This is a genomic window from Providencia sp. PROV073 (assembly GCF_033688125.1).
In the GTDB taxonomy this organism is placed as follows: domain Bacteria; phylum Pseudomonadota; class Gammaproteobacteria; order Enterobacterales; family Enterobacteriaceae; genus Providencia; species Providencia hangzhouensis.
The window spans coordinates 1399301-1424113 of record NZ_CP096353.1 but is presented as its reverse complement, the minus strand read 5'-3'; the positions used below and the strand labels follow the sequence as shown (position 1 = coordinate 1424113).

The 24813-nt window shown below is 41.5% G+C and carries 23 protein-coding genes; 3 read left to right on the top strand and 20 right to left on the bottom strand.

Going from position 1 to position 24813, the window contains the following annotated elements; all coding sequences use genetic code 11:
* Positions 1-230: 230 nt before the first annotated feature.
* The 3 genes from iolG to M1F17_RS06280 all read right to left on the bottom strand — a co-directional run bounded on the left by iolG (position 231) and on the right by M1F17_RS06280 (position 5259).
* Positions 231-1217 (bottom strand): inositol 2-dehydrogenase, encoded by a 987-nt coding sequence (gene iolG, locus M1F17_RS06290; protein WP_144140963.1) that lies wholly within the window; start codon positions 1215-1217, stop codon positions 231-233.
* Positions 1218-1797: 580 nt separating this feature from the next.
* Complete coding sequence (gene iolD, locus M1F17_RS06285; protein ID WP_318837318.1) at positions 1798-3735, bottom strand: 3D-(3,5/4)-trihydroxycyclohexane-1,2-dione acylhydrolase (decyclizing); 1938 nt, start codon at positions 3733-3735, stop codon at positions 1798-1800.
* 12 nt (positions 3736-3747) lie between these two features.
* Entirely contained in the window at positions 3748-5259 is a 1512-nt protein-coding gene (locus tag M1F17_RS06280) for a CoA-acylating methylmalonate-semialdehyde dehydrogenase (protein ID WP_318837317.1), read from the bottom strand.
* 393 nt (positions 5260-5652) lie between these two features.
* Here M1F17_RS06280 and M1F17_RS06275 point away from each other — a divergent pair, with 393 nt between their 5' ends.
* Together M1F17_RS06275 and M1F17_RS06270 are read left to right on the top strand one after the other, a co-directional pair.
* On the top strand, positions 5653-6489 hold the full coding sequence (locus tag M1F17_RS06275) for a MurR/RpiR family transcriptional regulator (protein WP_036958475.1): 837 nt from the start codon (positions 5653-5655) through the stop codon (positions 6487-6489).
* Between the two features lie 234 nt (positions 6490-6723).
* Positions 6724-7719 carry a hypothetical protein gene (locus tag M1F17_RS06270; protein ID WP_318837316.1) on the top strand — a complete coding sequence of 332 codons (996 nt, stop codon included), beginning with the start codon at positions 6724-6726 and terminating at the stop codon, positions 7717-7719.
* 206 nt (positions 7720-7925) lie between these two features.
* Here M1F17_RS06270 and M1F17_RS06265 read toward each other — a convergent pair whose 3' ends face one another.
* On the bottom strand, positions 7926-8084 hold the full coding sequence (locus M1F17_RS06265; RefSeq protein ID WP_318837315.1) for a helix-turn-helix transcriptional regulator: 159 nt from the start codon (positions 8082-8084) through the stop codon (positions 7926-7928).
* Positions 8085-8983: 899 nt separating this feature from the next.
* On the opposite strand from M1F17_RS06265, the gene M1F17_RS06260 reads away from it, so the two are divergent.
* Complete coding sequence (locus tag M1F17_RS06260; RefSeq protein ID WP_004262166.1) at positions 8984-9868, top strand: helix-turn-helix domain-containing protein; 885 nt, start codon at positions 8984-8986, stop codon at positions 9866-9868.
* Between the two features lie 49 nt (positions 9869-9917).
* On the opposite strand, the gene M1F17_RS06255 is transcribed toward M1F17_RS06260, so the two are convergent.
* The 16 genes from M1F17_RS06255 to napF all read right to left on the bottom strand — a co-directional run bounded on the left by M1F17_RS06255 (position 9918) and on the right by napF (position 24767).
* Positions 9918-11951: a TonB-dependent copper receptor gene (locus M1F17_RS06255; protein ID WP_144140955.1), complete on the bottom strand. Its 2034-nt coding sequence runs from the start codon at positions 11949-11951 to the stop codon at positions 9918-9920.
* Between the two features lie 182 nt (positions 11952-12133).
* A complete protein-coding gene (locus M1F17_RS06250) occupies positions 12134-12559 on the bottom strand; it encodes a DUF2946 domain-containing protein (protein ID WP_112307320.1) in 426 nt (141 codons plus the stop codon).
* Positions 12560-12796: 237 nt separating this feature from the next.
* A complete protein-coding gene (locus tag M1F17_RS06245) occupies positions 12797-13540 on the bottom strand; it encodes a hypothetical protein (protein ID WP_318837314.1) in 744 nt (247 codons plus the stop codon).
* A 155-nt stretch (positions 13541-13695) separates the two neighbouring features.
* Positions 13696-14766: a cytochrome c-type biogenesis protein CcmH gene (locus tag M1F17_RS06240; protein WP_144140951.1), complete on the bottom strand. Its 1071-nt coding sequence runs from the start codon at positions 14764-14766 to the stop codon at positions 13696-13698.
* On the bottom strand, positions 14763-15320 hold the full coding sequence (gene dsbE, locus M1F17_RS06235; RefSeq protein WP_004262204.1) for a thiol:disulfide interchange protein DsbE: 558 nt from the start codon (positions 15318-15320) through the stop codon (positions 14763-14765). The genes M1F17_RS06240 and dsbE overlap by 4 nt, the downstream gene beginning before the upstream one ends.
* Complete coding sequence (locus M1F17_RS06230) at positions 15317-17248, bottom strand: heme lyase CcmF/NrfE family subunit (protein WP_094961337.1); 1932 nt, start codon at positions 17246-17248, stop codon at positions 15317-15319. Before M1F17_RS06230 ends, dsbE begins: the two co-directional genes overlap by 4 nt.
* Complete coding sequence (ccmE, locus tag M1F17_RS06225) at positions 17245-17736, bottom strand: cytochrome c maturation protein CcmE (RefSeq protein WP_004913345.1); 492 nt, start codon at positions 17734-17736, stop codon at positions 17245-17247. Before ccmE ends, M1F17_RS06230 begins: the two co-directional genes overlap by 4 nt.
* Positions 17733-17945, bottom strand: a complete 213-nt coding sequence (gene ccmD / locus M1F17_RS06220) for a heme exporter protein CcmD (protein ID WP_004262214.1) — start codon at positions 17943-17945, stop codon at positions 17733-17735. The genes ccmE and ccmD overlap by 4 nt, the downstream gene beginning before the upstream one ends.
* A complete protein-coding gene (locus M1F17_RS06215) occupies positions 17942-18682 on the bottom strand; it encodes a heme ABC transporter permease (RefSeq protein WP_004262222.1) in 741 nt (246 codons plus the stop codon). Before M1F17_RS06215 ends, ccmD begins: the two co-directional genes overlap by 4 nt.
* 197 nt (positions 18683-18879) lie before the next feature.
* Positions 18880-19518, bottom strand: coding sequence for a cytochrome c-type protein NapC (gene napC, locus M1F17_RS06210; RefSeq protein ID WP_094961336.1), 639 nt, complete (start codon positions 19516-19518; stop codon positions 18880-18882).
* Between the two features lie 9 nt (positions 19519-19527).
* Positions 19528-19977, bottom strand: coding sequence for a nitrate reductase cytochrome c-type subunit (napB, locus tag M1F17_RS06205; protein ID WP_094961335.1), 450 nt, complete (start codon positions 19975-19977; stop codon positions 19528-19530).
* Complete coding sequence (gene napH / locus M1F17_RS06200; RefSeq protein WP_094961334.1) at positions 19974-20837, bottom strand: quinol dehydrogenase ferredoxin subunit NapH; 864 nt, start codon at positions 20835-20837, stop codon at positions 19974-19976. The genes napB and napH overlap by 4 nt, the downstream gene beginning before the upstream one ends.
* Positions 20824-21534, bottom strand: coding sequence for a ferredoxin-type protein NapG (napG, locus tag M1F17_RS06195; RefSeq protein ID WP_318837313.1), 711 nt, complete (start codon positions 21532-21534; stop codon positions 20824-20826). Before napG ends, napH begins: the two co-directional genes overlap by 14 nt.
* 6 nt (positions 21535-21540) lie before the next feature.
* Positions 21541-24027: a nitrate reductase catalytic subunit NapA gene (gene napA, locus M1F17_RS06190; RefSeq protein WP_318837312.1), complete on the bottom strand. Its 2487-nt coding sequence runs from the start codon at positions 24025-24027 to the stop codon at positions 21541-21543.
* Complete coding sequence (gene napD / locus M1F17_RS06185) at positions 24008-24286, bottom strand: chaperone NapD (RefSeq protein ID WP_036958482.1); 279 nt, start codon at positions 24284-24286, stop codon at positions 24008-24010. The genes napA and napD overlap by 20 nt, the downstream gene beginning before the upstream one ends.
* Positions 24276-24767: a ferredoxin-type protein NapF gene (gene napF, locus M1F17_RS06180; protein ID WP_004262238.1), complete on the bottom strand. Its 492-nt coding sequence runs from the start codon at positions 24765-24767 to the stop codon at positions 24276-24278. Before napF ends, napD begins: the two co-directional genes overlap by 11 nt.
* Positions 24768-24813 lie beyond the last annotated feature (46 nt).

Below are 24813 nucleotides of genomic sequence, written 5' to 3'. Positions count from 1 at the left end.
AAATAGTTTTCGCAAATTTAAAACGATAAATACATCAGTTAAATTAAAGAAAGTAAGATTATAAAAAGCCTCAATTAATCTCGGAATATTGAAAGCCTAAAGAGTATTAAATAAAATGTAATATCAGTATTTTATATACTCATTAATAAATGAATATATTTACTATTGCGGCCAAAAATTAATTTTTAACCGCAAGTCTATAATCAAGTTAAATAGTATTACCGCATTAATTACAATTTAACTTCTTTACCTGTTTTGAGTGACTCCAGTGCTTTGTCTGCAAGATATAAAGCCAATTCACCATCGGTCCCTGTCGTTTCAGATTCCGCACGGCCTGCTAAGATATCAACAAAATGCTGCCATTCTGCTTGGTATGCTTCATGGTAACGTTGTAAGAAGAAATACTCTGGCTTGGCCGATAAGCACCCAACTTCACTTAACAGCGCAACACTATTCTCTTTAATATTACCAGCCGTTAATAATCCTTTTTCACCATGTAATTCAATGCGTTGGTCATAGCCATAACCTGAACGACGGCTGTTAGAGATGGTCGCCATTGCGCCTGATGGGAATTTTAAGATAATAAACGCGGTATCAATATCACCGGCTTGGCCGATCGCAGGGTCAACAACATTGCTGCCTTGTGCGTAGACAGAGCAAGGCTCCTCGCCAATCATAAAGCGCGCCATATCAAAGTCATGAATAGTCATATCTCTGAACATACCACCGGAGACTTTAACATATTCTGCAGGTGGTGGTGACGGGTCACGAGATGTGATAATTAAAGATTCTGCTTTACCAATCGCGCCTTGTTGGAATAAATTTTTCAAGTGGCGAAATTGAGGATCATAGCGACGGTTAAAACCAATAAACAGTGGAACGTTATGTTCTTTTACGCTTTTTAAACACTGCTTCACACGCTCAAGGTCGAGGTGAACAGGTTTTTCACAGAAAATCACTTTTTTATGTTTGGCTGCTAGTTCGATTAGATCAGCGTGAGTATCTGTGGCTGAAGCGATTAAAACACCCTGTACATTAGGGTCTTGCATTGCTTCTTCTGTTGTCTGAACTTTGGCTTGGTATTTTTCAGCCAAGGCAACCGCATTGGGTTGGTAAGGGTCGATGACAGAGTAAAGTTTGGTTTCTTTATGGCCGGCAATATTAACAGCATGAACCTGTCCGATACGTCCTGCGCCGAATAGTGCTATATTGAACATTCAAATGCTCCTTGATACCTTAAATCCACTATTTGGATATTACGAAATATACCAAATAAAACATTCATTTCAATTTATAATTTTTTGAAAATTATATTTTTGGGCTCTAGATAACAAATGTTATATTAAAGTGTATTTTTAGTGTTATTCAGATCACAAATTAACAATGTAAGCGAACAGCATTTAACAATAAAGTCTGTGTTTGCTGGCACATTAGTTCTCCATAACTTCTTTTTTTGCTCTTCCTTCGTCTCGAAATAAAACATATATTTCAATTAAATTATTTTTAAACTATTAAATCCATAAAAAACCCCAGCCTAAGCTGGGTATATAATCCAAATGATTCGAGTTGCGTGGGCGGGTAGCGCAGAGCATTCCCCATACAACTTGAAGTATGACGAATATAGAGCCACAAGTGGTAACCACTATGTAAATTAACACCAAAGCAATCCTTGCTAAATTTCCAGTAACTACCCTACTTAATTACATCTGACTCATTAAGAAAACGAAGAACACTCCTCGACGGTAAAAACACCGTCGAGTTATTACGATAATACAAAGCACTAACCCAATACGTTGATTAATAAAGACGAACTTTATTTTCAACCATCTGTTTAATTTTTTCAGCGGAAGCAACTATTTGAGGCTTTTTAGAAACTTGTGCCGTGCCTGTGCGCCACCAAGCTTCATAACCATCGGTCATTGTTTTCGGAAGTACTTTAATATCAATCAATACACAGCCCGAATGGGACTTTGCGTCTTCCAGTGCGGCAATCAATTGTTCCTCATCATGTACCCGATAACTTTTACAGCCATAGCTTTCTGCGTTTTTAGCAAAATCGACCTTCACTAACGGCCCATCCATCAACCCCGTCTGTGGGTTTCGATGTCGGTTCTCTGTACCAAAACTTCCCATACCTTGGCTCATCTGCAGGTTATTAATACAACCAAATCCCGCGTTATCAAACAATAAGATGGTGATCTTAATGTTCTCCTGAATCGCGGTTTGTAATTCACTGTGTAGCATTAAATAAGAGCCATCTCCGACCATCGCATAAACCGGTTGTTTCGGTGCAGCAATTTTAGCACCAACAGCGGCGGCAATTTCGTACCCCATGCATGAATAACCATATTCAAGATGATAGGTATCTCGCTGTTTTGGTAGCCAAATACGTTGTAAATCTCCCGGTAATGAACCTGCTGCCCCCACAATAATGGCATCGTCTTCCATGTATTGCTGCATCAAGCCTAGCACCCGTGTTTGTGCCAGTTCTGTACCTAGCGTTTTACGGTATTCTTCAAGTTTATCATCAAGATGGCCTGCAATTTCAGGGACAAAATCTAATGGCCGATACTGTATACTAAACAAGCGCTCCAGCTCATTTTTCCACTGTTGTTTAGACTGCTGAATTTCATCCCCCCACTGAGCTTCATAGTGAGAATCTTTCAGCTTTATATCCAGTGCTTGAAGTGCTTCTTTGGCATCTGCAACAACTTTCAAAGCATCTAACTTACTTGCATCGAATTCCGCAACATTGATATTTAAGAAGGTTACATTTGGATGACTAAATAAAGATTTAGATGCGGTGGTAAAATCAGTAAAGCGAGTCCCCACCCCAATCACTAAGTCAGTTTCTTTAGCCAACAAGTTTGCGGCTAACCCACCTGTAGTGCCAATTCCACCCATATTCAAGGGATGACTAGCAACGACGACACTTTTACCCGCTTGGGTTTCGCCAAATGGAATACGGTAATCTTCAGCAAACTGTAAAAATACCTCGTGAGCTTCGGAATAACGTACCCCACCACCACAGATGAGCAATGGTTTTTTCTTACTGCGGATCAGATGAACGGCTTCTTCGATACTCACCGTTGTCGGTGGTCTACGTTCAATACGATGGATGCGTTTTTGGAAAAAATAATCGGGGTAATCCCACGCCTCGCCTTGAACATCTTGAGGTAGACAAATGGTTACCGCGCCAGTATCCGCAGGATCCGTTAACACCCGCATTGCATTAACCATGGCTGCCATTAGCTGTTCAGGCCGTGAAATCCTATCCCAATAGCGTGAGACAGGTCGAAAACAATCATTCGTGCTTATTGTTCCGTCGCCATACTGTTCAACTTGCTGCAAAACGGGATCTGGCTGACGTGTTGCAAAAGTATCGCCAGGTAGTAATAACAGTGGGATGCGATTCGCCGTAGCTGTTGCGGCAGCTGTGATCATATTCGCAGCACCTGGGCCAACAGAGGACGTAACCGCAAAAATTTGTTTACGTTTTTTTTGTTTGGCAAAGCCTGTCGCAATATGTGCCATGCCTTGCTCGTTGCAACCTTGATAAACACGTAGATGCCCAGGCGCCTCTTCAAGCGCCTGACCTAAACCCACAACATTACCATGGCCAAAAATCGTAAATACTCCCTGAATAAACGGATACTGCTCACCATCAACATCAACATATTGTTGGTTTAGAAATTTAACCAACGCTTGAGCTGTCGTCATTTTCTGCTTATTCATACGGGTCTCCATTTATTCCATGGTAGGCATTGTGAAACTACTTTCATGGTGTTCTAAGCGAACACTTGCAGGCCAACGACTAGTGACTGTTTTCATGCGAGTATAGAAGCGAACACCATCATTTCCATGTACATTTAATGGACCAAAAATAGAACGTTTCCAACCACCAAAACTGTGGAATGCCATCGGTACTGGAATCGGTATGTTGATCCCAACCATTCCAGCTTGGACATTTTCTTGGAATTCACGAGCCGTTTCACCATCACGGGTGAAAATAGCCGTTCCATTTCCATATTCATGTTGGTTAATTAGTTTCAAACCCGTTTCGAAGTCTGGAACACGCACTACGGCTAAGACAGGCCCAAAAATTTCTTCTTTATAAATGTCCATCTCAGGAGTGACATTATCAAATAATGTTGGTCCTACAAAATAACCATTTTCGAAGCCTTTCACTTTAAAATCACGGCCATCAACTAATAACGTCGCACCTTGTTTTTCACCGCTAGTAATATAGTCACAGATTTTAGCTTTGTGCTGTGCTGAAATGACGGGACCCATATCATTTTCTTTGCCTTGCGTAATACCTGGCCCGACGGACATTTTAGCAATTTGACCTTTCAGGTTAGCAATGAGCGCATCTGCTGTTTCATCACCGACGGCTAAGACTACAGATAATGCCATACAACGTTCGCCCGCTGCACCAAATGCCGCGCCCATAATGGCATTAGCCGCCTGCCCCATGTCCGCATCCGGCATTAAAATACAATGGTTTTTTGCACCACCGAGTGCTTGACAGCGTTTGCCATGAGCAGATGCCGTCGTGTAAATATATTCAGCAATAGGTGTTGAACCAACAAAACTAACGGCTTGGACTTCTGGCGCAGTTAAGAGCACATCGACAGATTCTTTGTCCCCTTGAACAACGTTAAATACGCCATCAGGTAAACCTGCTTCTTTTAATAATTTAGCTAATCCTAATGCTAAAGAAGGGTCTTTTTCTGATGGTTTTAAAACAAAGGTATTGCCTGTTGCAATAGCCACTGGGAACATCCACATCGGTACCATTGCTGGGAAATTAAATGGTGTAATTCCCGCACATACCCCCAGAGGTTGCATTAATGAGTGGCTATCAACACCGGTAGCAACATTGGCTGAGTGCTCACCTTTTTGTAAGTGAGGGATACCACATGCAAATTCAACGACTTCCAAACCACGAGTTAATTCACCTACCGCATCAGAAAAAACTTTACCATGTTCTCTTGAAATTAAACGAGCCAGTTCATCCATATTCTCTTCCAGCAATGCTTTAAATTTGAATAAGATCCGAGAACGTTTCAAAGGGGAAAGTTTTGACCATATAGGGAATGCTTTATTCGCAATCTCAATTGCTTTTTTTGTTTCATCGGCACTGCTAAGTACAACCTGAGCAATTTGCTCACCCGTTGCTGGGTTGAATACCGGTGCAAAACGCCCACTTTTGCTGGATACTATCTCACCACCAATGAAATTATGAATCTGTTCCATGTTGCCTCTCTTTAGCTGACAGAGTTACCTTGTTACTCAATGTATATGAAATATTTGTTTCATTTACAACTAAATTTGAAATAACATTCAATTTATGTGATCTAGACAAAGTTTTTATGAAATTTTTAATCGCGGCTAAAAAACACCTATTTTAAACTTATGTCCATCACTTATTTATTGGCTATTTTTCCTTTGTATTGGGCTAAACATGGCTTTCTTTCCATCAAGAAAATAAGAGAACAAATTGATGTAAGCTGTTCAATTTATTATCCCAAATTCAAATTATTTTAAGATCCTAAAAAAAGAAAATTTTTAAATATGAACTAAGTGTTTCAAAAAGATTCGACTAACGCCGTAAAACAACTACAATTAGAGCCAAATTCTGGAGGTTATATGTCAAGTGCATCAAATTTAAATGAGTTTCAAGAGCAAGTTCGCTCAAGGTATGACGAATTAAGTAAACGGCTACAGCAAGTAGCACGCTATGTGTTAGATAATACGAATAGTGTCGCATTTGATACAGTTGCCGTCATTGCGAAAGAGGCTAAGGTTCCGCCTTCGACTCTAATCCGCTTTGCAAATGCGTTTAATTTCAGTGGGTTTAATGAAATGAAACAATTGTTTCGTATGAACCTCGTTGAAGAAACGGCCAGCTACACAGATAGAGCCCGCATGTTTCGTGAAATGGACGGCTCCCAAGAACTGGGAGATGACCCTTCCCAAATTTTGAAGGAGTTCGCTCATTCTAACGCCCAAGCTTTACAACAAATGGCAGCCAGAACCCCTGCTGAAGATATCGAAAAAGCCGTATCGTTATTAGCAAATGCACAAAATATCTATATTATCGGTTTGCGTCGCTCATTCAGCGTTGCAACGTATTTAAGTTACGCTCTTAGCCATTTGGAATGTCGCCCAGTACTTATTGATGGGCTTGGCGGAATGTTCAAGGAACAGATCAGCAGGATCAGTGAAAATGACGTCGTTATTTCAATCAGTTTCACGCCTTACGCTTCGGAAACTGTCATGGTAAGTGAGAAGGCGGCCCAAGCAGGTGCGCAGCAAATCGTTATTACTGACAGCCAAATTAGCCCTTTGGCAAGTTTTAGCGATGTTTGTTTTGTTATCAAAGAAGCCCAAGTAGATGCATTTCGTTCGCAATCAGCCACCTTATGTTTAGCACAATCACTGACCGTTGCATTAGCCTACCGTCAGGGCAGCAGCTTAGTCTAAGATATATGGCTCTGTAATTAAACACCTCCATTAATTCAGAGCCTCTTCCAGTCCTTTCTCTAATTAACGTAGACGTCATTATTAAAAACTAATTAAGTTTCATTTTTTTCTTTAATTTGTGAGTCTCATCAGAAAATACAAATTCTAAAAAGACAATGAAATGAAATTATTATTTCACCCTGCTATGTTGGGATTACATCTCGTGTTAGATAAAACCAAGAATAAGGGCTAAGCATGTTAAATACACACTTTCTTTATTTACTCGGCCACCTTCGTTTACTTGAAGAGCAGCATTCTGTCACGTCACTTAATCGCTCTGGTATTGGTTTAATCGGCACTGCACCTTATAACCAACTTTATATAAATGCGATAAAATGCTGCACTCATCATAGTGAGCTAAAGTCAATTTGCCATTTGTCTCCATATCTACCTTCTATGACTTACTTTATGTGTCAAAAGAAAAAGATAGAAGAGTTGATCAATAATGATGGCGTTGACTGCATTATAATGACATCCACTTGCAGTGATGAGTTACTAAGATTTGTAATTCAGACTGCGGTATCTGCCGGAAAAGATATCCTATTGAATGATATCCCCAACTTTAGTGAAAACGAATTGAAGGAGGTATTAAAGCAAGCAATGCGCCATGATGTATTGATTGATTATAACCAACCTCTTAGCTTTGATAACCAGTTCAATCAAATAAAAGCGTCTTTAATGTCTAAACGTGGTACCGAAACAGGGTTATTGCGTATCACAGCGCACCGAATAATAGAAACTGAAAATCAATTACCATTCAATATACTACGAAACACCATCACAAAAAACATAGAATTATTGTTATCCTTGATGCCTGATTTTGTCCTTTCATCCCCCGCTATTCAATACTCACATCCCTTTACTAAAAGAACCGATGGCGATGTATTGATGATTAATTTACGCCAAGAAAACGGTTTATTGGTTTCATTTGAAATCTTTTTCAATACGGGGAAGATTTTAGACAAACTGTCATTAAAACAATGTAATAACCGATATGAGATAAAGGAAAAACTCTCTTTTAATGAAACATATCAAGAGATTAATCAAAATAATTTTATTGTAGAGCAACTCGACCAATTTGTTTTAAGACTCGGTAGCAACACAAAACTAGCCAAAATTAATCAATGGAGTCGCGCCAATAAACTAACAGATATTGTAATAAAACAGCTAAATACTTATGGATATATTTGATTATTACAAAATATAAAGATAATTCTGATAGTAACAGTTAATATTATTATAATCACGAATGGTATAACAATACTATACCGCTTAATGTTACATTCTAAAATTACTTATAATCAGTGTATTGAACTACATGTGCCACTATTCACATTGACAACGCCATATAAAAAAGAAGCGGGATCAACATTAAAAAGATAAGCAAATTGAAATAGTTAATCGACATCAATACAGCTTTCTCCTGTCTCAAATCGACTCATTTCTTCTTCTGTTACACCAATTAAACTCGCCATCCGTTCTATCGATATCTTATGGTTTTCTCGTTGTTTTCGGATTTTTATCCCTAGCATTTTAGCAATGTTTTCCTTCCCCATAATAACCTCTATTAAATATTAAAATGAATATTATTAACCGGTGCGTAAACTATCACCAACCATAAATTTATAAATTGACTTATAATAATAAAACTCTAACTAAATAAGTCATTTAAAGACAATCCATTAATGAATTAAAAAAGTAAAAACCATATAAGATACTGATATGTAAGGCCATATCGCTTTCTTTTTAACTGTGATTCTGATCACGTTATTTTTATAACCTAATAGGTATAGAAAACTACACGGTAATAAGCCAACGACTTCAAAATCACATTTTCAATTTAACCAAAATTCTAGCTTACATTTTCAATTTAATAAAATTATCTTGACTGATTTAATGTTATAACCTTAAGAAATTCGTGACAATTTGTATTCATGCGTATCAATAAGTTTCCAGAACATAATTATAATAAAGAAATTTTTTTTCAATCATAAAAAAAGGCGCTTTTTTTTATTTATTAGTCGAATAACAACATTAAATTTAGGTATTAAATATAAAAATTTTCATATTAGTCTATAAAGCTAAATCACCTTTTCATATTAGTGCCTTACATTAACCTGCTCTTATTCTGAATATCTAAAATTAATTATCACACCTGGCTATTTTCGGTAAAAAAATTCACTCCACTGCATTTATGCCATGTTCATTACCTTCAGTCTATACCACAATACGTAAAAATTAGACAAATTATGTAAACGCTAGATAGGTGTACTCAAGCAATCTAGCTACGTTTCCACCGCCCAATACTTACTTAACTTCACATCTTTTTAATAAAATTGTCAGTTAAGCATGCTATCCTATTACGAGCACCTATGAGTACTTACAATCCATAACCTTGCTATATTATATGGCTTGTTATTTTGTTGGTAAGTAAAAGAGACCTGAAAGGATAATCATGCTACAAGAAAGTGTTATCAGGGAAATCATTCTCTGGATAGAACAAAATTTAGAATCTCGCCTATCCCTAGATACTGTTGCCGATAAATCAGGATACACCAAATGGCACTTTCAGCGCCTGTTTAAGAACCAAACAGGGCTCGCACTTGGTTCCTATATCCGAGCAAGGCGCCTTTCTTGTTCTGCTGTCGCACTACGGCTAACAAATGACAGCATAATGGATATTTCTCTGAGGTACCGTTTTGACTCACAACAAACTTTTTGCCGTGCGTTTAAAAAACAATTTAATCTGACCCCTTCTGAATACAGAAAACGACAGGGTTGGAAAATTGAAGGGTTTTGCTTACCTCTACGAGAGAATAAAGAGCTCAGTGTTCAAGTTAAATTGACTCAATTGCCAGCCATCAATTTACTCGGAACTAAACATCGTTACACTAAAGATATTAATGAGTGGAACCTAAAAACGGATGAGCTACGCCGACACTATTGGATGGATTTTTTCAATAAAAACCATTATGTCACTCAGCATTTATACGCCATTCACGGTGTTGATCAAAGTACTAATGCAGAAGGCCATTTCCTATATACCACGGCTCTAGATGAACAAGATGTTGATATTGCACTTCCGCAAACAACCAACTTACAGTTACCCGCAGGAAATTATTTAGAAATCAAGATCACCAGTAGCCTTCATGGTATAGATTACAATGATATTATTTATACTGCTTATGGGAAGGTACTTGCTGAAATGGATATCGTCCGTGGTAAAGGGCCTGATATAGAGCAATATGTCCTAAAATCCAAACCCACTTATGAAGCATTCATTAATGATTCACGCAATTTCATCCAAGAGCTAAATTACTATATTCCTGTTATTATTTAACGACTAGCAGCACCCCATACGAATACTGTATGGGATGCTAGCCTAACAATTAAAAACTCACATTAATTTTTGCCCAGAAATTTCTCCCTGGCTCATTCACTGGTACATTGGATGAATAACCAAAACCGCTATTTCCAGCTAAATTAAGGTGCTCGCTATAGGTTTTATCAAAAAGGTTATCAACGCCTGCGCTTAATTTCATATTTTCATTAATTTTATACGCTGTATTTAATGAAAATATTGTGAAACCTGCACTCTTGCTAAAATCTTTCCCCACCACATTACCATCATTAATCGCAACACGATTTTGACGGCTAACAACGCGTACTAAACCTGTCGTAGTCCAATCACCTTTTTCCCACGATAAGCCAAATCGGCTTTCCAATGGTGGCATTTGCGGTAACGCTTTGCCATCTGTACGATTTTCTCCCCAAGAGTAAGCAAGACTTGCATCGGCTTTCCATTCATCACTGAGTTTCTGTGCTATACCGAGCTCTCCGCCCATAATTAATGCGTCAACATTTTCAACTTGGCTCATTCGCGGGTTTGTCGCGCTATAACGGAAGAGAATAAAATCATCAACACGTCCCACATACGCAGAAACCCATGCATGGGTGTCTTCATGGCTATATTTAGCACCAATATCTAACTGAGTCGTTTTTTCTGTTTTTAGCTTATCAAACACATTGTTACTACCATCTGGTCCGAGTTTAGGCGAAAACAACTCCCAATAATCAGGAAAACGTTCGGTATAGCCGACACCAGCATATACCATAACAGGTGTATCAGATAAAGAATGCTCATAACGTGCAAAGCCCGCTGGCATCACCGTATTACGCCCGGAAGAGCCTACGCCTGTATTATTTTCAACTATTACACGATCTAAACGAGCCCCGCTAACAACTTTACCTTGCTCAGTCGCATGCCAAGTTAGCTCACTAAAGACACCATAATCTTGGAATTGTGCATCTTTTTTCCAGCTATTATTATTGTTTTTACGATGTTTATTGGTCTGCATGTCAGCCCCTGCACGCAGTTCATAGTCTTTCCATAACCATGTTCCCATGGTACGGCCGCCCATGGTTTCACGGTCAACTCGCATTTTCATTGGCATATTCATCATACCGTGGCCTCCATGCCCCATATGCCCGCCCCCCATTCCACCGCCTGATGGAGTACGAAGCGAGTAATTATCCATAATATGATCGGCGTAATTGTAGTAAACATTTGCTTCAACTTTATCTAAAACATCACCGATATTACTCTTTTCAAAGCGTAAGCCTAAGCTTTCACGTTTAAACTGAGAGCCATCCATTCCCCTCCCTGCATAACGAGCTTCGCCGTCGCCTTTACCAGCGGTTAATTCTAATAATGTATATTCATCTGGCGTCCAGCCGATAGCAATATCAGCGTTCCACTTATCCCATTTAGAGGGAACCTTATCACCATTGCCATCTTTATAATCATTTGAACGTGATTTATTACCAATAACACGAACATAACCCGTTTCATTACCTAAGCTAATATCAGCATTACCATCCCAGCGCTCATTAGATGCCGTTAAGGCACTTGCGTTGCCTTTAATACCTGCTTCAGTAAATAGCGGTTTTTCGCGCTCAAACCGGATTGTTCCTGCTGAATTCCCAGGCCCCCATAAAACAGTTTGTGGCCCTTTAATCATATTTAATACATCAAAGTTTTCCGGTGAAATATAAGAAGTCGGTGCATCCATACGAGAAGGGCATGCACCCAACATTTCACTATCATTGGTTAAAATACGCAAACGAGACCCAAACATGCCACGAAAAACCGGATCTCCGTTAGTTCCACCGTTACGTATCTGTGAAAAGCCTGGGATCGTTTTAAGGTAATCAGAACCATCACTCGCAGGGACGGGCTGCCTTGGTGTTTTAGGGGATGTCGTAATAGTCAATGGTGAATCGACTGGCGCAGTAACAATCATCACTGAGCTATTTGAGATTAGACTTTGGTTGATTTCAGTTTTAGCGACTGTAGGTGCTGTAAAAATCGCACTAATAACCAGCGTTGCAATAGGAGCCACTTTAAAAACGTGTGTGTTCATTTTTTACCTGTTTCTTAGAATATAGGTACGCTGCTTTCGCCTCTTAGCTTGCAAATACATTTTCAGCACCCATGGGTGAACCTCTTAAAAATCAAAGAAATTCAAGATGAACGAAAACGCTTTGCACAATAAAGGCAAAAATAGCAATTAAATTAATTTGTAAGATTTATAATGCTAAGACATCAGTAAATAGGCGGGGCTCTAGCGAGATGTAATGACCATGGTCTAAATAACCAAATGTGAACGTAGCGCTCAAAAGGAACAAATAGAGTCAGCGTGGCGAGTTGTCGAATAACCGCAGCAATAAATAAGATAAGAAATGGAAAGTGGACCAATAACTGACAGTAACCACATGCAATGTCTTCCATCGGAGACTGCCCCATCCCCGTCATTAACATATGATTCATTGGTGTAGAAACGTCACAATTTTCAGGCATTGGCATACTATGATGCGAATGCATCGATTGGTCCGCCATCTCACTTTGTATATCTGCACAAGTGTTCATATGCACCATAGATTTAGAAACCAGTGGTGCAATGAACAGCATAACAATGGCAAGCAAAGCAAGATAAGCGGATAGCTGTTTGATAAAAGGGCGCAGGTGCAACGTTTTTCCGTTATCTCAGTACGAATTTTATAGCGCGAAATTGTATCTTATTTAGAGGAGGGATGTTATCAATTTTCACCATTAATGTTAAGCAGGGCCTACCTCTACATGTAATGAACTAAAAAACAAACAATTACCAATAAAAATCAATCTATTGATTGAATCTCTCTCCTTATGACAATAGACTGAAATTAAAGCAAATAATAAGTTAATTATTTACATATAAACCATCTAAACCTAACGATTTAGATGAGACCATTTTGTGTTAGCCACTATTTTAGTTATCTCTTCTTTAGTTGGAATTAATATGAGTTTATCCAATTCAATCCAAACCGTTTTGGTAAATTGAAATCGGTTATCCGGTGTAAAACCGCTCAATTTGTTCTGTTGATATTCCTCCTTTTCTTTATCGCTGACGCCTTGTCTGAACTCTTCATAGGCGACCATGAATTGTTTTGTTTCCTTACCATCTAGCCCTTTTTTGAAAGTGACCAAAATTTTATAGCTGAGCTTTTCGTTAAGAAAATTTTTAACCACATCAGGGAGTGATTGATATGCGGTGATCTTGTCGTCTTTTGCTTTTTGAATATATTGTGGGCTTCTTGGAGCCTGACTTGGCTGATAATTAGGTTGCGCTCTCGCTAATGCCCCCTTTTGAACTGGCGTCCTGTGGGAGCGATTTAGATTGCTTGGCTCCGAAGCCGACCGATTTAATGCCAATGCCCCTGATATGTTTTTTTGATGAATCTTTGAAGGTTCTGAATAGGCATGCCTTAACGTGGGTAGCCGAATGGGAATTTTTGACCCTGTCAGGTCAATCTGTTTATTTTGTTTAATACCATCAACAAATCGACTTAATTTTTTCCAATTATTCAAAGACTTAACCTCAACCCCCTTATTTGATATGAATCGATTCAAATTTGAAGTGATTAGACGAGGGATATTCGTTAGATGAGAATTACGCATTCGTTGAGTTGACATATTGCTTCCTTTTATCTAGTTATAAACTCAAACTATGTTAAAAGAATTAGTATCAATATTCTTTAATAAACCGAAGCAATTCAAACTGTAGATTTATATTTGGACGAGTCGCGTTATACAGGAGAACACCTGTATAACACGATTAGAGAAAAAAATTACTTATCCGCTGGCAGCCCTTTCTTTTCGTGTACCATCATCAGTGCCTGTTCAACACTACGCTCGATAATAGGACGACGTTGGTCATTCTCAGGCAGTAGTTTTAACATCATTTGCCAAGCCGAGATGGCCTCTGCATAACGCTCTTGCTCAAATGCATTGAATGCAAAAATGCTTAATGCTTTCACATTGGTACGGTCTTCAGCAATCAGCTTTTTAAGTAGCTCTGCACCTTGACGGTTATCTTCTGGGTCAGAAGAGCGTGTCAAAACTTCCGCATACCCCATCACTACATTTTCATTTTTAGGGGCTAGTCGATAAGCACGGCCATAGGCATCGGTTGCCATGGTAGCATTCCCCAACACCATACCAATACGGCCTAGCATTTCCCACGCTTCTACATTTTGCGGGTCTTCCTGGAGGCGAGTACGTAGACCTAAAGCGAGGTGTTCCATTTCCGCATTATTGAGTGGTGGCTCAGACGGGTCTAGCGCTCTGTCTAACAAAGCGGGAGCTTGTTGATAGGCATTATTCCAATCTGCCACTTTCTCGTAGCTACCTACCTGATAATAAGCCCCCCCCGCAACACCTAATGCAATGATAACCCCGGGTAAATAAACCCAGTTGCTAGTGCGAGAGGCCTCAGGTAATGCTTCCTCATCGCCCTGCTCAACCTGTTTTAATCTAACGCGTTTTTTAGAACGGGCAAAGATGATCCAGCCGCCTACCGCTATCGCAACAAACGGTAACCCCCACAGTACAATCGTTAGCGGCGTCAGTGGTGGGTTATAAGTGACGAAGTAACCATAACGTGCAACCATGTAATCAACGATTTCATCACGGTTTTTGCCTTCTTTCATTAACTCATACACTTTTTGGCGCAAGTCCAGTGCAATCATTGAATTAGAATCCGCAATGCTGTTGTTCTGGCATTTAGGGCAACGTAGCTCTTCGGTTAATTTACGAAATTGCTGCTCTTGCTGTTCATTATCGAAAGTAAAGACTTCTGTCGATGCATATGTCACCGTTGCACTTAACGCTAACATCAATAAACCCAATAAATACCTCATTGGTTCGCCTCCTGATTATAGCGCTCCCAAAGGGGTTTAAATTCTTTTTCCCAGACGCGCTCGTCCATTGCCCCTGCGTGACGATAACGGATCACACCATTACCATCAATTAAGAACGTTTCAGGTGCACCATATACCCCTAAATCAAGGCCTAACATACCTTCACCATCAAATAAGCTTAGGGCATAAGGGTTGCCTAACTCACGCAACCACACAATGGCTTTATCCCGTTTATCTTTATAGTTCAACCCAACCACACGAACACCCTGTGCAGACAACTTATTCAAATATTGATGTTCTGCACGGCATGTAGGGCACCATGTTGCCCAAACATTCAACAAGATAGGTTGCCCTTGTGTTAATACATCGGATTCGTAGTGCTGACCGGGGTTTTCTAGTGATTCAAGGCGAAAAACGGGCACTGGCTTACCAATTAAAGCGGATTCTAATAAACGAGGATCATCCCCTTCCGCATTACGCATCAATTGCCATAACAGGACCGCAGCGATTCCTGCAAAAATAATAAAAGGAATTAAGAAGACTTTGCGGTTCATGCTGTTTCCCCTTGTAATTTACGGCGACGATAACGTGGGTCAAACAAGCAAAATAACGCACCAATAGCCATTAATACGCCACCAGACCAGATCCAACGAACAAATGGTTTATAATACAAACGCATAGTCCACGTATCTTTAGCGACTTCCTCACCCAATGCAGCATATAAATCGCGAGTAAAACCACCATCAATCGCCGCTTCGGTCATAACAGCTCGGCTAACGCTATAAAAACGTTTTTCTGGCATTAAAACACCGATGACTTTGTCTTTCTCTTTCACTGAAATACTGCCAATGACACCTTGGTAGTTAGGGCCATCAGCCTCTCGTACGCCATTGAATACAAAGGTATAAGCACGAATTGATATGCTATCACCCGGTTTCATTTTCACATCACGCTCAATACTGTAATTTTGGCTAAAGGCAATACCGACGATGGTTACCGCCAAACCCAAATGCGCCAGTACCATTCCCCAGTAACTTGGCGTGAGCTTGATTTTCTTACTGATGCGGACTCGCATTTCTGCGAAGGCAAGAATTGCTATCCAGCACGCCATCATTAAGCCGACAACCGTCAACGCTTCTACCCTATCTTCCATCAGTAATGGTAGGGCAAAAGAAAGAATAACGGTTAATACCGTTGCAATGATTAATAACTTTTTGATAGCCGCAGGGCGGTCACGTCCCCAACGCACAAGTGGCCCAATTCCTAGTAACAAGGCAAATGGCACCATCAACGCTATAAACATGGTATTAAAGAACGGTTCACCAATGGAAATCGTACCCAGGCCAATTTGTTTATGGACTAACGGTAGCAATGTACCGAGTAACACAACTAGCATCGCTGCTGTTAGGATAACGTTATTACCCAATAACATGGATTCACGCGACCATAAGGCATTGTTAACCCTTGAGCGTACCTTGTGCCCACGCAGTGCAAACACCAGTAAAGAGCCGCCAATCACTATCACCATGAAGGCTAAGATAAATAACCCTCGAGATGGGTCTGAGGCAAAGGCGTGTACCGAAACCAGTACCCCTGAGCGAACTAAGAAAGTCCCGAGTAAACACAATGAGAAAGCAAAAATCGACAATAATAGTGACCATGCTTTAAAAGTGGCTCGCTGTTCAGTAACGGAAAGTGAGTGGATCAATGCCGTTCCCACTAACCATGGCATAAAGGAGGCATTCTCTACCGGGTCCCAGAACCACCAGCCCCCCCAGCCTAATTCATAATAAGCCCATGCGGAACCTAACATGATCCCTAACGTTAAAAAGAACCAGGCTGCCATCGTCCAAGGGCGAGCAAAACGTGTGAAAGAGCTGTCTAACCGGCCACTTAACAATGCCGCAATCGCAAAGGCAAATGCCACTGAGAAGCCGACATAGCCCATGTATAACAATGGTGGGTGGAAAATCAGCCCTGGGTCTTGTAGTAATGGGTTGAGGTCACGCCCTTCAATCGGAAAAGCGGGCAGCGTGCGCGAAAATGGGTTTGAAGTAAAGATGATAAACAGCAAAAAACCAACGCTTACCATCCCCATAACAGCTAAAACACGGGCAACAATGTCGAGAGGCATACGGTAACTACAAATTGCCACCGCAAATGTCCAGCCGCTCATTAATAATACCCAAAGTAATAATGAGCCTTCGTGAGCTCCCCATGTCGCCGCAACACGATACCAAATAGGTAATTGCGTATTTGAGTTATTGGCAACATACGTGACTGAGAAATCATTAACAACAAAGGCATTCACTAATACTAGGAATGCCCCTGTTACACAGAGAAAAAGTAACCATGCTAATGGACGTGATGATGCCATCAAGCGTGCATCATTGCGTGCCACCCCCCATAGCGGGTAAAAAGACAGCAAAACGGCAAGACCTAATGCCAAACACAGTAAAACGCTACCAATTTCAGGGATCATGATGCATTGTCCTTATAGGCAGCAGCTGGCCTGCGATGGTTTTCTTGCATCGCCTTTTCAACCTCTGGTGGCGTATAGTTTTCATCATGTTTAGCAAGCACTTCTTTCGCTAAAATATGATTATTCTCCTGTAACTCCCCTTGAACAACAACACCTTGCCCTTCTTTGAATAAGTCAGGCAAAATTCCATGATAACTTACGTTAACTTCGCCTTCGGCATCATAAACAGTGAAAGTGATATTGACAGCATTAGAGACTGGGTCAGAATCACGTACTACACTACCTGGCATGACCATGCCACCGACACGTAAGCGTTGCCCAACTTCAGGGATTTGCTGAGTTTCTCGCTTACCATAGATGATTTCACCGGGGGTATAAAACAAGTCAATACTTGAGCGCAATGCGTAGAGAATCAATGCGAGGGTTAACCCCACGCCAACCAATATGGAACAGATCAACCAAAGTCGGTTACGACGACGAATATTCACACTCCCTCCCTACGCGCTCTTGCTGCTTTTTGTCTTACTTCACGAGCTTGCTGTTGAATAATTGCATTTATTATCATTTTTCTTTGTATGTATGTATGCAAACAGAGTAACAAAATAGGTATTAATGTCAGCGCAACCGCCAGCCATACATAAAAACCATAGCCGCCCATCGCCCAAAATTCACTCCAAGATGCAAATGCGCTAGTCATGATTGACGTCCTTTTTTATTCACAATATCTAATACCCATGGACGGTTACGTTCTAACAACAATAATTGACTACGTAAACGAATTAACGTTAATGAGATAAAGAGAAATAGGTAACCAAGGATAGCTAAACGTAGTGGCGTACGCATAGCTGGGTTGATACTTTCTTGCATACGCGTCGAAGGTTGATGCAAAGTTTGCCACCATTCAACTGAATAATGAATAATAGGTAAGTTAATCACACCAATTAATACTAAAATCGCAGCGGCCTTTCCTGCTGTACGGCGGTCATCAAAAGCATGCCATAAAGCAATAATCCCCACATACAGAAAAAATAGAATTAGTTCAGAGGTTAAACGTGCATCCCATACCCACCATGCACCCCACATTGGTTTACCCCATGTCGCACCTGTCACCAAGGCAATAAAAGTAAATACCGCCCCTATCGGTGCCATTGCCGCTATCGCCAATTCAGAGACTTTCATTTGCCAGACAAGACCAACAAAAGCAGTAATTGCCATTGTGGCATAAATGCCCATCGACCACATCGCGGCAGGAACATGGATATACATAATACGATAACTTTGGCTTTGGACTTTATCGGTTGGCGCAAAGCCAAATCCCCAAATCCACCCCACCGCTAAACAAATTACACTCAATATAATAAACCACGGTATTAGACGCCCACATAACCGGTAAAGGTTAACTGGGATGGCAAGTTGATGAAGCTTTTTCCACATAGTTTAATTACCCTGATTTATTATATTGTTAGTAAATGCTGCGTGACAGAATCATACAATACACATTAAAAAAGCAAATATATTGATTTAACACAAATATAACTTAGGCTGATCATACTCAAACGCATAACCAGCCTATTTATTGATCATTACTTATAATTTATCGGTATAACTAATCATAAAATGATTACCTTAAATTAAAAGCCAGGTTCAACTTCACGCATGTCCGGCAATTTATGGGCAATTCCTTTGTGACAGTCAATGCAAGTTTTACCATCCGTGATGGCTTGGTCATGCATTTTAGCTGCAACCCCTTTTTGTGCCGTGAAATCCATATACTCAAAATTGTGGCAGTTACGACACTCTTGTGAGTCGTTATTTTTCATCCGTCGCCACTCACTTTGCGCCATCGCTAACCGGTGGTCTTCAAATTTTTGAGGTGTGTCGATGATGCCAAAAATTTTCCCGTATAGCTCCTTACTCGCTTGAATTTTACGCACCATTTTTGGGCCAAACTCATGCGGTACGTGACAATCTGGGCAAGTTGCGCGAACACCGCTACGGTTAGTATAGTGAATAGTATCCATATATTCTTCATAGACATTCTCACGCATTTCATGGCAGCTAATACAAAACTCTTCCGTATTGGCCATTTCCATACCCGTATTGAAGCCGCCCCAGAAGATAACACCACTCACAAAACCAATCAGCAATAAGGTTCCTAATGCTAAACGGCTTGGCCTACGCCACCACCGCCATACTCGGCCGAGTAACCCAAACAAGCCCTTTTTCTTCGGCTTGTCATCATTTATTTGCTTATCATTGTTATTTGACATAATTCCCCCTTATTTCCCAAAACCTTTGGATGGGGTAAATGTGTTATCAACAATCGGTGCCGTGTCTGATTGTGGCACGTGGCACTGTAGACAGAAGTAGCGGTTTGGTGCGACTTCGCCAAGAACTTTGCCTGTTGCATCCATAAAGTGCGTTGGGCTAACTCTTGGTGCCCCTGTGGTGCGATAATTTTCCACACCATGGCATTGCAAACAACGATTAGTATTAGTGGTAATTTGATAACCTTCAACACTATGTGGGATCATTGGCGGTTGATTCACATAGTTTAATGCCATTCTTTCTTGCTCTTTCGGAATATGAATGCTTCCTTCTGACGTACCGGATACTTCTGGTGATTGGGTCAGGTCTACACCATTAGCAGCCCAAACAAGACTGCTTACAACAAAGGCCATTCCAGCCACCCAACGGCTGAGCGTCTTTTTCAGGACAGGATTTTTCATGATTTTGCTCCCGAACTCCATCTTAGTGTTATTTTAAAAACATCCTCAGAACAAACATCAATGCAACGACCGCAAGTGATACAATCTTTATCTGATATCTGTGCTGGAGCTTGTTTATCTAGGACCGGTGCACGCAGAACTTGCGGCTCCGGACAAATGTGGAAACAGTCCATACAACGGCTACAGTTTTCTTTATTTTCCGCTGTAACAACTAGTGCGCCCTTACACCCTGCCACGCCATATAGCGCACCTAATGGGCAAAGGTGACCGCACCAACCATGTTCCACAACTAATAAATCGAATAAAAACAGTGCAACTAAAACCAATGCACCGCTGCCAAAACCAAAAATTAAACTGCGCCCCATTAATGAAACTGGATTAAGCCATTCCCAAAGTAAGGTTCCTGTAATAGCAGAACCGATCAGGATAACCACCAGCAATACATAACGAATATTGCGTGGTATCGTTGCGGACTGGTTAAAATCAAACTTACGTCTTAACCACGCCGCGGCATCCGTCACTGGGTTTACAGGACAAACCCAACTGCAGAAAATACGCTTACCCAACAGTGCATAAACCCCGAATACGATAGCAGCCCCAACTAATGCTGAGATCCCCGGTAAGTAACCACTTGCTAAGCTCTCTAAGGTGATTAATGGGTCAGTCAAAGGTACGGTATCTAACAATAAGCTACTGCTGTAGTTACCATGTAAAATCCACACCCCAAACCATGGCCCACTCAAGAACATCGCTAACACCAGCAATTGGCTTGTACGTCTAAATACCAACCACTTGTGGCTATGCCACCAACCTTTTTTTGCCTGAGCTTCACGTCCGGCATCACGTTTACGATTCGCCATTGTTACCCTCCAGCCAACCAAAGCGGTAATGGTGTCCTAACTCACCTTTTGCTAACGACCTTGGTAATACCTTGATAGCCGCCTCTTCCAATACACAAGCCTGTTCACATTTACCGCATCCCGTACAGTAGTTGCTATTGACTGTGGGTAAGAAGCGCGCGTGCTTACCTGTTCGGTGGTTTTGTTCAAGTTCCAATGTGATGGCTTCATCAATCAGTGGACATACGCGGTAACATACATCACACCTTAGCCCTTGAAAGTTCAGGCAGTTTTCCTGATCGAGTAAAACGGCTAACCCCATGCGTGCATCGTTAATCGACTCAATGTCTTTATCCAATGCACCACTTGGGCAAACTTTGGCGCAAGGAATATCCTCACACATTTCACACGGGTTTTCTCGAGCGATGAAGTACGGCGTTCCTGAAGCCAAGCCTGATGCCAATGTCGCTAATTTCAACATGCCATACGGACAGGCTTGAACGCATTGCCCACAACGGACACATGCACTGGCAAATGCTTTTTCATCAAGAGCTCCCGGCGGGCGAAGCTTAACACCACTCGCACGGGAAGTTTGTTGCTGAAGCCCCAGCACCACACCAACAGCCGCCAACCCACCCGCAGTGCGGGCGACATCGCGTAAAAAGCGACGACGACTGTTCTGAGACTTAGCCTGTTGAGACTTAGCTTTCTGGGGCATGAGCAATTACACCTTTTCCAGTTTAACGGCACATTTTTTGTAATCCGTTTCTTTTGAAAGCGGATCGGTTGCATCCAGTGTTAAGTTATTCACTAGCTGCGCAGCATCGAAGAACGCCATGTAAACTAAGCCTTTTGGTGGTCTATTACGGCCACGAGTTTCAACAATCGTGGTCACATCACCACGGCGTGAAACTACTTTGACTTTATCACCACGGCGTAAACCTCTCTCTTTCGCATCGATTGGATGTATAAACACAAGAGATTCAGGGAAAGCACGGTGTAGTTCAGGAACACGGCGTGTCATACTACCGGTATGCCAATGTTCTAATACACGGCCTGTTGATAACCATAAGTCATATTCTTTATCTGGCGATTCCGCAGCAGGTTCAAATGGCAGTGCAAAAATGACCGCTTTACCATCAGGTTTACCGTAGAATTGATAACCTGCGCCAGCCTTAACGTAAGGGTCATTTCCTTCGCTATAACGCCACTGCGTTTCTTTGCCATCAACCACTGGCCAACGGATACCGCACGCTTTGTGGTAGTCATCAAAATCAGCCAAGTCATGGCCATGACCGCGACCAAAGCCAGCGTATTCTTCGAACAGCCCTTTTTGTAAGTAGAAGCCTAATTCACGTGATTCATCGTTAAGTTGGTCTTCGGCTAACTCACTCACAGGGAACTTCGTTACCGCTTGGTTAGCGAATAACACGTCATACAGCGTTTTACCACGTAATTCAGGCTTTTTCGCTAATAACTCTTCAGGCCACACTTCATCCGTTGTAAAGCGTTTAGAGAACAACACCATCTGCATTAAGTCAGATTTCGCTTCGCCTGGTGCTTTAACTTGCTGACGCCAAAACTGAGTACGACGTTCCGCATTACCGTAAGCGCCTTCTTTTTCTACCCACATTGCTGTTGGTAAAATCAAGTCAGCAGCTAACGCACTTACTGTTGGATAGGGGTCAGAAACCACAATAAAGTTGCGAGGGTCACGCCAACCTGGCATACGCTCTTGGTTGATATTCGGGCCCGCTTGCATGTTGTTGTTACACATTACCCAGTAAAAATTCAATTTACCGTCTTTTAAAGCGCGGTCTTGGGCAACGGCATGTAAACCGACTTTTTCAGGGATCGTCCCAGCAGGTAACCCCCATACACCTTCTACTTTTTCACGGTGTTTTTCATTGGTAACCACCATGTCCGCTGGTAAACGGTGTGAGAACGTACCAACTTCACGAGCGGTACCACACGCTGATGGCTGACCGGTTAATGAGAACGGCCCACAGCCAGGTTGAGAAATTTTCCCTGTCAGTAAGTGCAGGTTATACACTAAGTTATTTGCCCAAACACCGCGAGTGTGCTGGTTAAAGCCCATGGTCCAATAAGAAACCACTTTAGTTTTAGGGTCTGCGTAAAGTTTAGCGAGTTCTTCTAACTGATCTTTTGGAACCCCTGTCATTTCTACAGTTTTGTCTAAAGTATATTCCGCAACAAAGGCTTTATATTCATCCCACGTCATTGGCTCAGATGCATCAGAACCTGCATTTTTCGCTTTTTGTTCGAGTGGATGAGTTGGGCGTAATCCATAACCGATATCTGTTGCACCACGACGTAAATTCACGTGTTTATCAAGGAATTCCTGATTAACTGCATTATTTTGAATAATATAATTCGCAATATAGTTCAGAATCACTAAGTCAGATTGTGGTGTAAAAACGATACCGTTATCCGCTAATTCAAAGCTACGGTGTTTAAAAGTCGATAACACGGCAACACGCACGTCAGGGTTAGACAGACGGCGGTTGGTGATACGAGACCACAAGATTGGGTGCATTTCTGCCATGTTTGAGCCCCAAAGGACAAACGCGTCAGCATGCTCAATGTCATCATAACAACCCATTGGCTCATCCATACCGAAAGTACGCATGAAGCCCACTACCGCAGAAGCCATACAGTGGCGTGCATTAGGGTCTAAGTTATTAGAACGGAATCCACCTTTGAACAGTTTTGATGCTGCATAGCCTTCCCAAACTGTCCACTGACCCGAACCGAACATACCGATCCCTTCAGGGCCTTTTTCTTTTAATGTGGTTTTGACTTTTTCTTCCATAACATCAAAGGCTTGTTCCCACGTGATCGGTGTGAACTCCCCATTTTTGTCATATTCACCGTCTTTCATACGCAACATTGGCTGCGTTAAACGGTCTTTTCCGTACATGATTTTAGGTAAGAAATACCCTTTGATACAGTTTAGACCACGGTTTACAGGCGCTTCTGGGTCACCTTGGCTGGCCACGATGCGACCATTTTGAGTTCCCACCAATACCCCACAGCCTGTACCACAAAAACGGCAAGGGGCTTTGTCCCATTTAATACTTTCTTGTTGGCCAACCACTGCTTTCGCAATGCTTGGTGCGCCAATACCTGCCGCCGCAGCAGCGGCCGCTATCGCATTGGCTTTCATAAAGCTACGACGACTGAGTTTCATAATCTTCCTCACCTTGCTCTTCCTGCTGGTGGTAAACCAGCGAAACATCTAGTACGCCGTCAATATCGCGTACTAAATCAATAGTATCTAACAACGTTCTACTACCTTGCCCTTCAACAACCACAATCAGTTTTCCGTTTTCTGGGGCGCTTAACGCCACCTCACAATTAGAAAGTTGATTAATTTCTTCGGCCACAGTAGACAGTCGTTCACTTTTTACTTGTACTATTAAACTGCACACTTGATAGTTACTGTGCATGTTCATGCTCCACGGTAATGGCTGAAACTGGGCAACCTGCGACACAAGCACCACAGCCTGTACAACCTGGTGTTTCTACTTTTGGCTGGTATATACCGGCCATTGACGGACGAAAAGAGATGACTTCAGGCTCACAACTGTCTTGGCAACGTCGACATTCAATCGAAAGATAAGCAAGACAATTTTGGCCAATCGAAATTGAGATATCCCAAGGTTGGGAATGTTTTGGAAGGAAAATAGGTTCTGGACATGCTGTTGCACATGCATAGCAAAATGTACATTCACCACGCTTAAAATCAACAACAGGGTAGCCCCCTGCTCCCGGTTGGATAATTGCCGTTTCGCAACTCTCAACGCAGGCATTACAACGGGTACACAATTCAATAAATTGCGTTTCACTACCACTCCATGGCGGCCGAACCACTGGGGCTGCACTACGCCACGCACCAGTTAATACTCCCCGACGGGTGAGATCAACCATGTTTTTTTCCTTTACATTGCCAACAAAAAAACTAAAACGTATTGAT

Bases quoted from the DNA above. Each gene is read 5' to 3' on its own strand.
- iolG (WP_144140963.1), bottom strand. From the start codon at position 1,217: ATGTTCAATATAGCACTATTCGGCGCAGGACGTATCGGACAGGTTCAT.
- iolD (WP_318837318.1), bottom strand. From the start codon at position 3,735: ATGAATAAGCAGAAAATGACGACAGCTCAAGCGTTGGTTAAATTTCTA.
- M1F17_RS06280 (WP_318837317.1), bottom strand. From the start codon at position 5,259: ATGGAACAGATTCATAATTTCATTGGTGGTGAGATAGTATCCAGCAAA.
- M1F17_RS06275 (WP_036958475.1), top strand. From the start codon at position 5,653: ATGTCAAGTGCATCAAATTTAAATGAGTTTCAAGAGCAAGTTCGCTCA.
- M1F17_RS06270 (WP_318837316.1), top strand. From the start codon at position 6,724: ATGTTAAATACACACTTTCTTTATTTACTCGGCCACCTTCGTTTACTT.
- M1F17_RS06265 (WP_318837315.1), bottom strand. From the start codon at position 8,084: ATGGGGAAGGAAAACATTGCTAAAATGCTAGGGATAAAAATCCGAAAA.
- M1F17_RS06260 (WP_004262166.1), top strand. From the start codon at position 8,984: ATGCTACAAGAAAGTGTTATCAGGGAAATCATTCTCTGGATAGAACAA.
- M1F17_RS06255 (WP_144140955.1), bottom strand. From the start codon at position 11,951: ATGAACACACACGTTTTTAAAGTGGCTCCTATTGCAACGCTGGTTATT.
- M1F17_RS06245 (WP_318837314.1), bottom strand. From the start codon at position 13,540: ATGTCAACTCAACGAATGCGTAATTCTCATCTAACGAATATCCCTCGT.
- M1F17_RS06240 (WP_144140951.1), bottom strand. From the start codon at position 14,766: ATGAGGTATTTATTGGGTTTATTGATGTTAGCGTTAAGTGCAACGGTG.
- dsbE (WP_004262204.1), bottom strand. From the start codon at position 15,320: ATGAACCGCAAAGTCTTCTTAATTCCTTTTATTATTTTTGCAGGAATC.
- M1F17_RS06230 (WP_094961337.1), bottom strand. From the start codon at position 17,248: ATGATCCCTGAAATTGGTAGCGTTTTACTGTGTTTGGCATTAGGTCTT.
- ccmD (WP_004262214.1), bottom strand. From the start codon at position 17,945: ATGACTAGCGCATTTGCATCTTGGAGTGAATTTTGGGCGATGGGCGGC.
- M1F17_RS06215 (WP_004262222.1), bottom strand. From the start codon at position 18,682: ATGTGGAAAAAGCTTCATCAACTTGCCATCCCAGTTAACCTTTACCGG.
- napC (WP_094961336.1), bottom strand. From the start codon at position 19,518: ATGTCAAATAACAATGATAAGCAAATAAATGATGACAAGCCGAAGAAA.
- napB (WP_094961335.1), bottom strand. From the start codon at position 19,977: ATGAAAAATCCTGTCCTGAAAAAGACGCTCAGCCGTTGGGTGGCTGGA.
- napH (WP_094961334.1), bottom strand. From the start codon at position 20,837: ATGGCGAATCGTAAACGTGATGCCGGACGTGAAGCTCAGGCAAAAAAA.
- napG (WP_318837313.1), bottom strand. From the start codon at position 21,534: ATGCCCCAGAAAGCTAAGTCTCAACAGGCTAAGTCTCAGAACAGTCGT.
- napA (WP_318837312.1), bottom strand. From the start codon at position 24,027: ATGAAACTCAGTCGTCGTAGCTTTATGAAAGCCAATGCGATAGCGGCC.
- napD (WP_036958482.1), bottom strand. From the start codon at position 24,286: ATGCACAGTAACTATCAAGTGTGCAGTTTAATAGTACAAGTAAAAAGT.
- napF (WP_004262238.1), bottom strand. From the start codon at position 24,767: ATGGTTGATCTCACCCGTCGGGGAGTATTAACTGGTGCGTGGCGTAGT.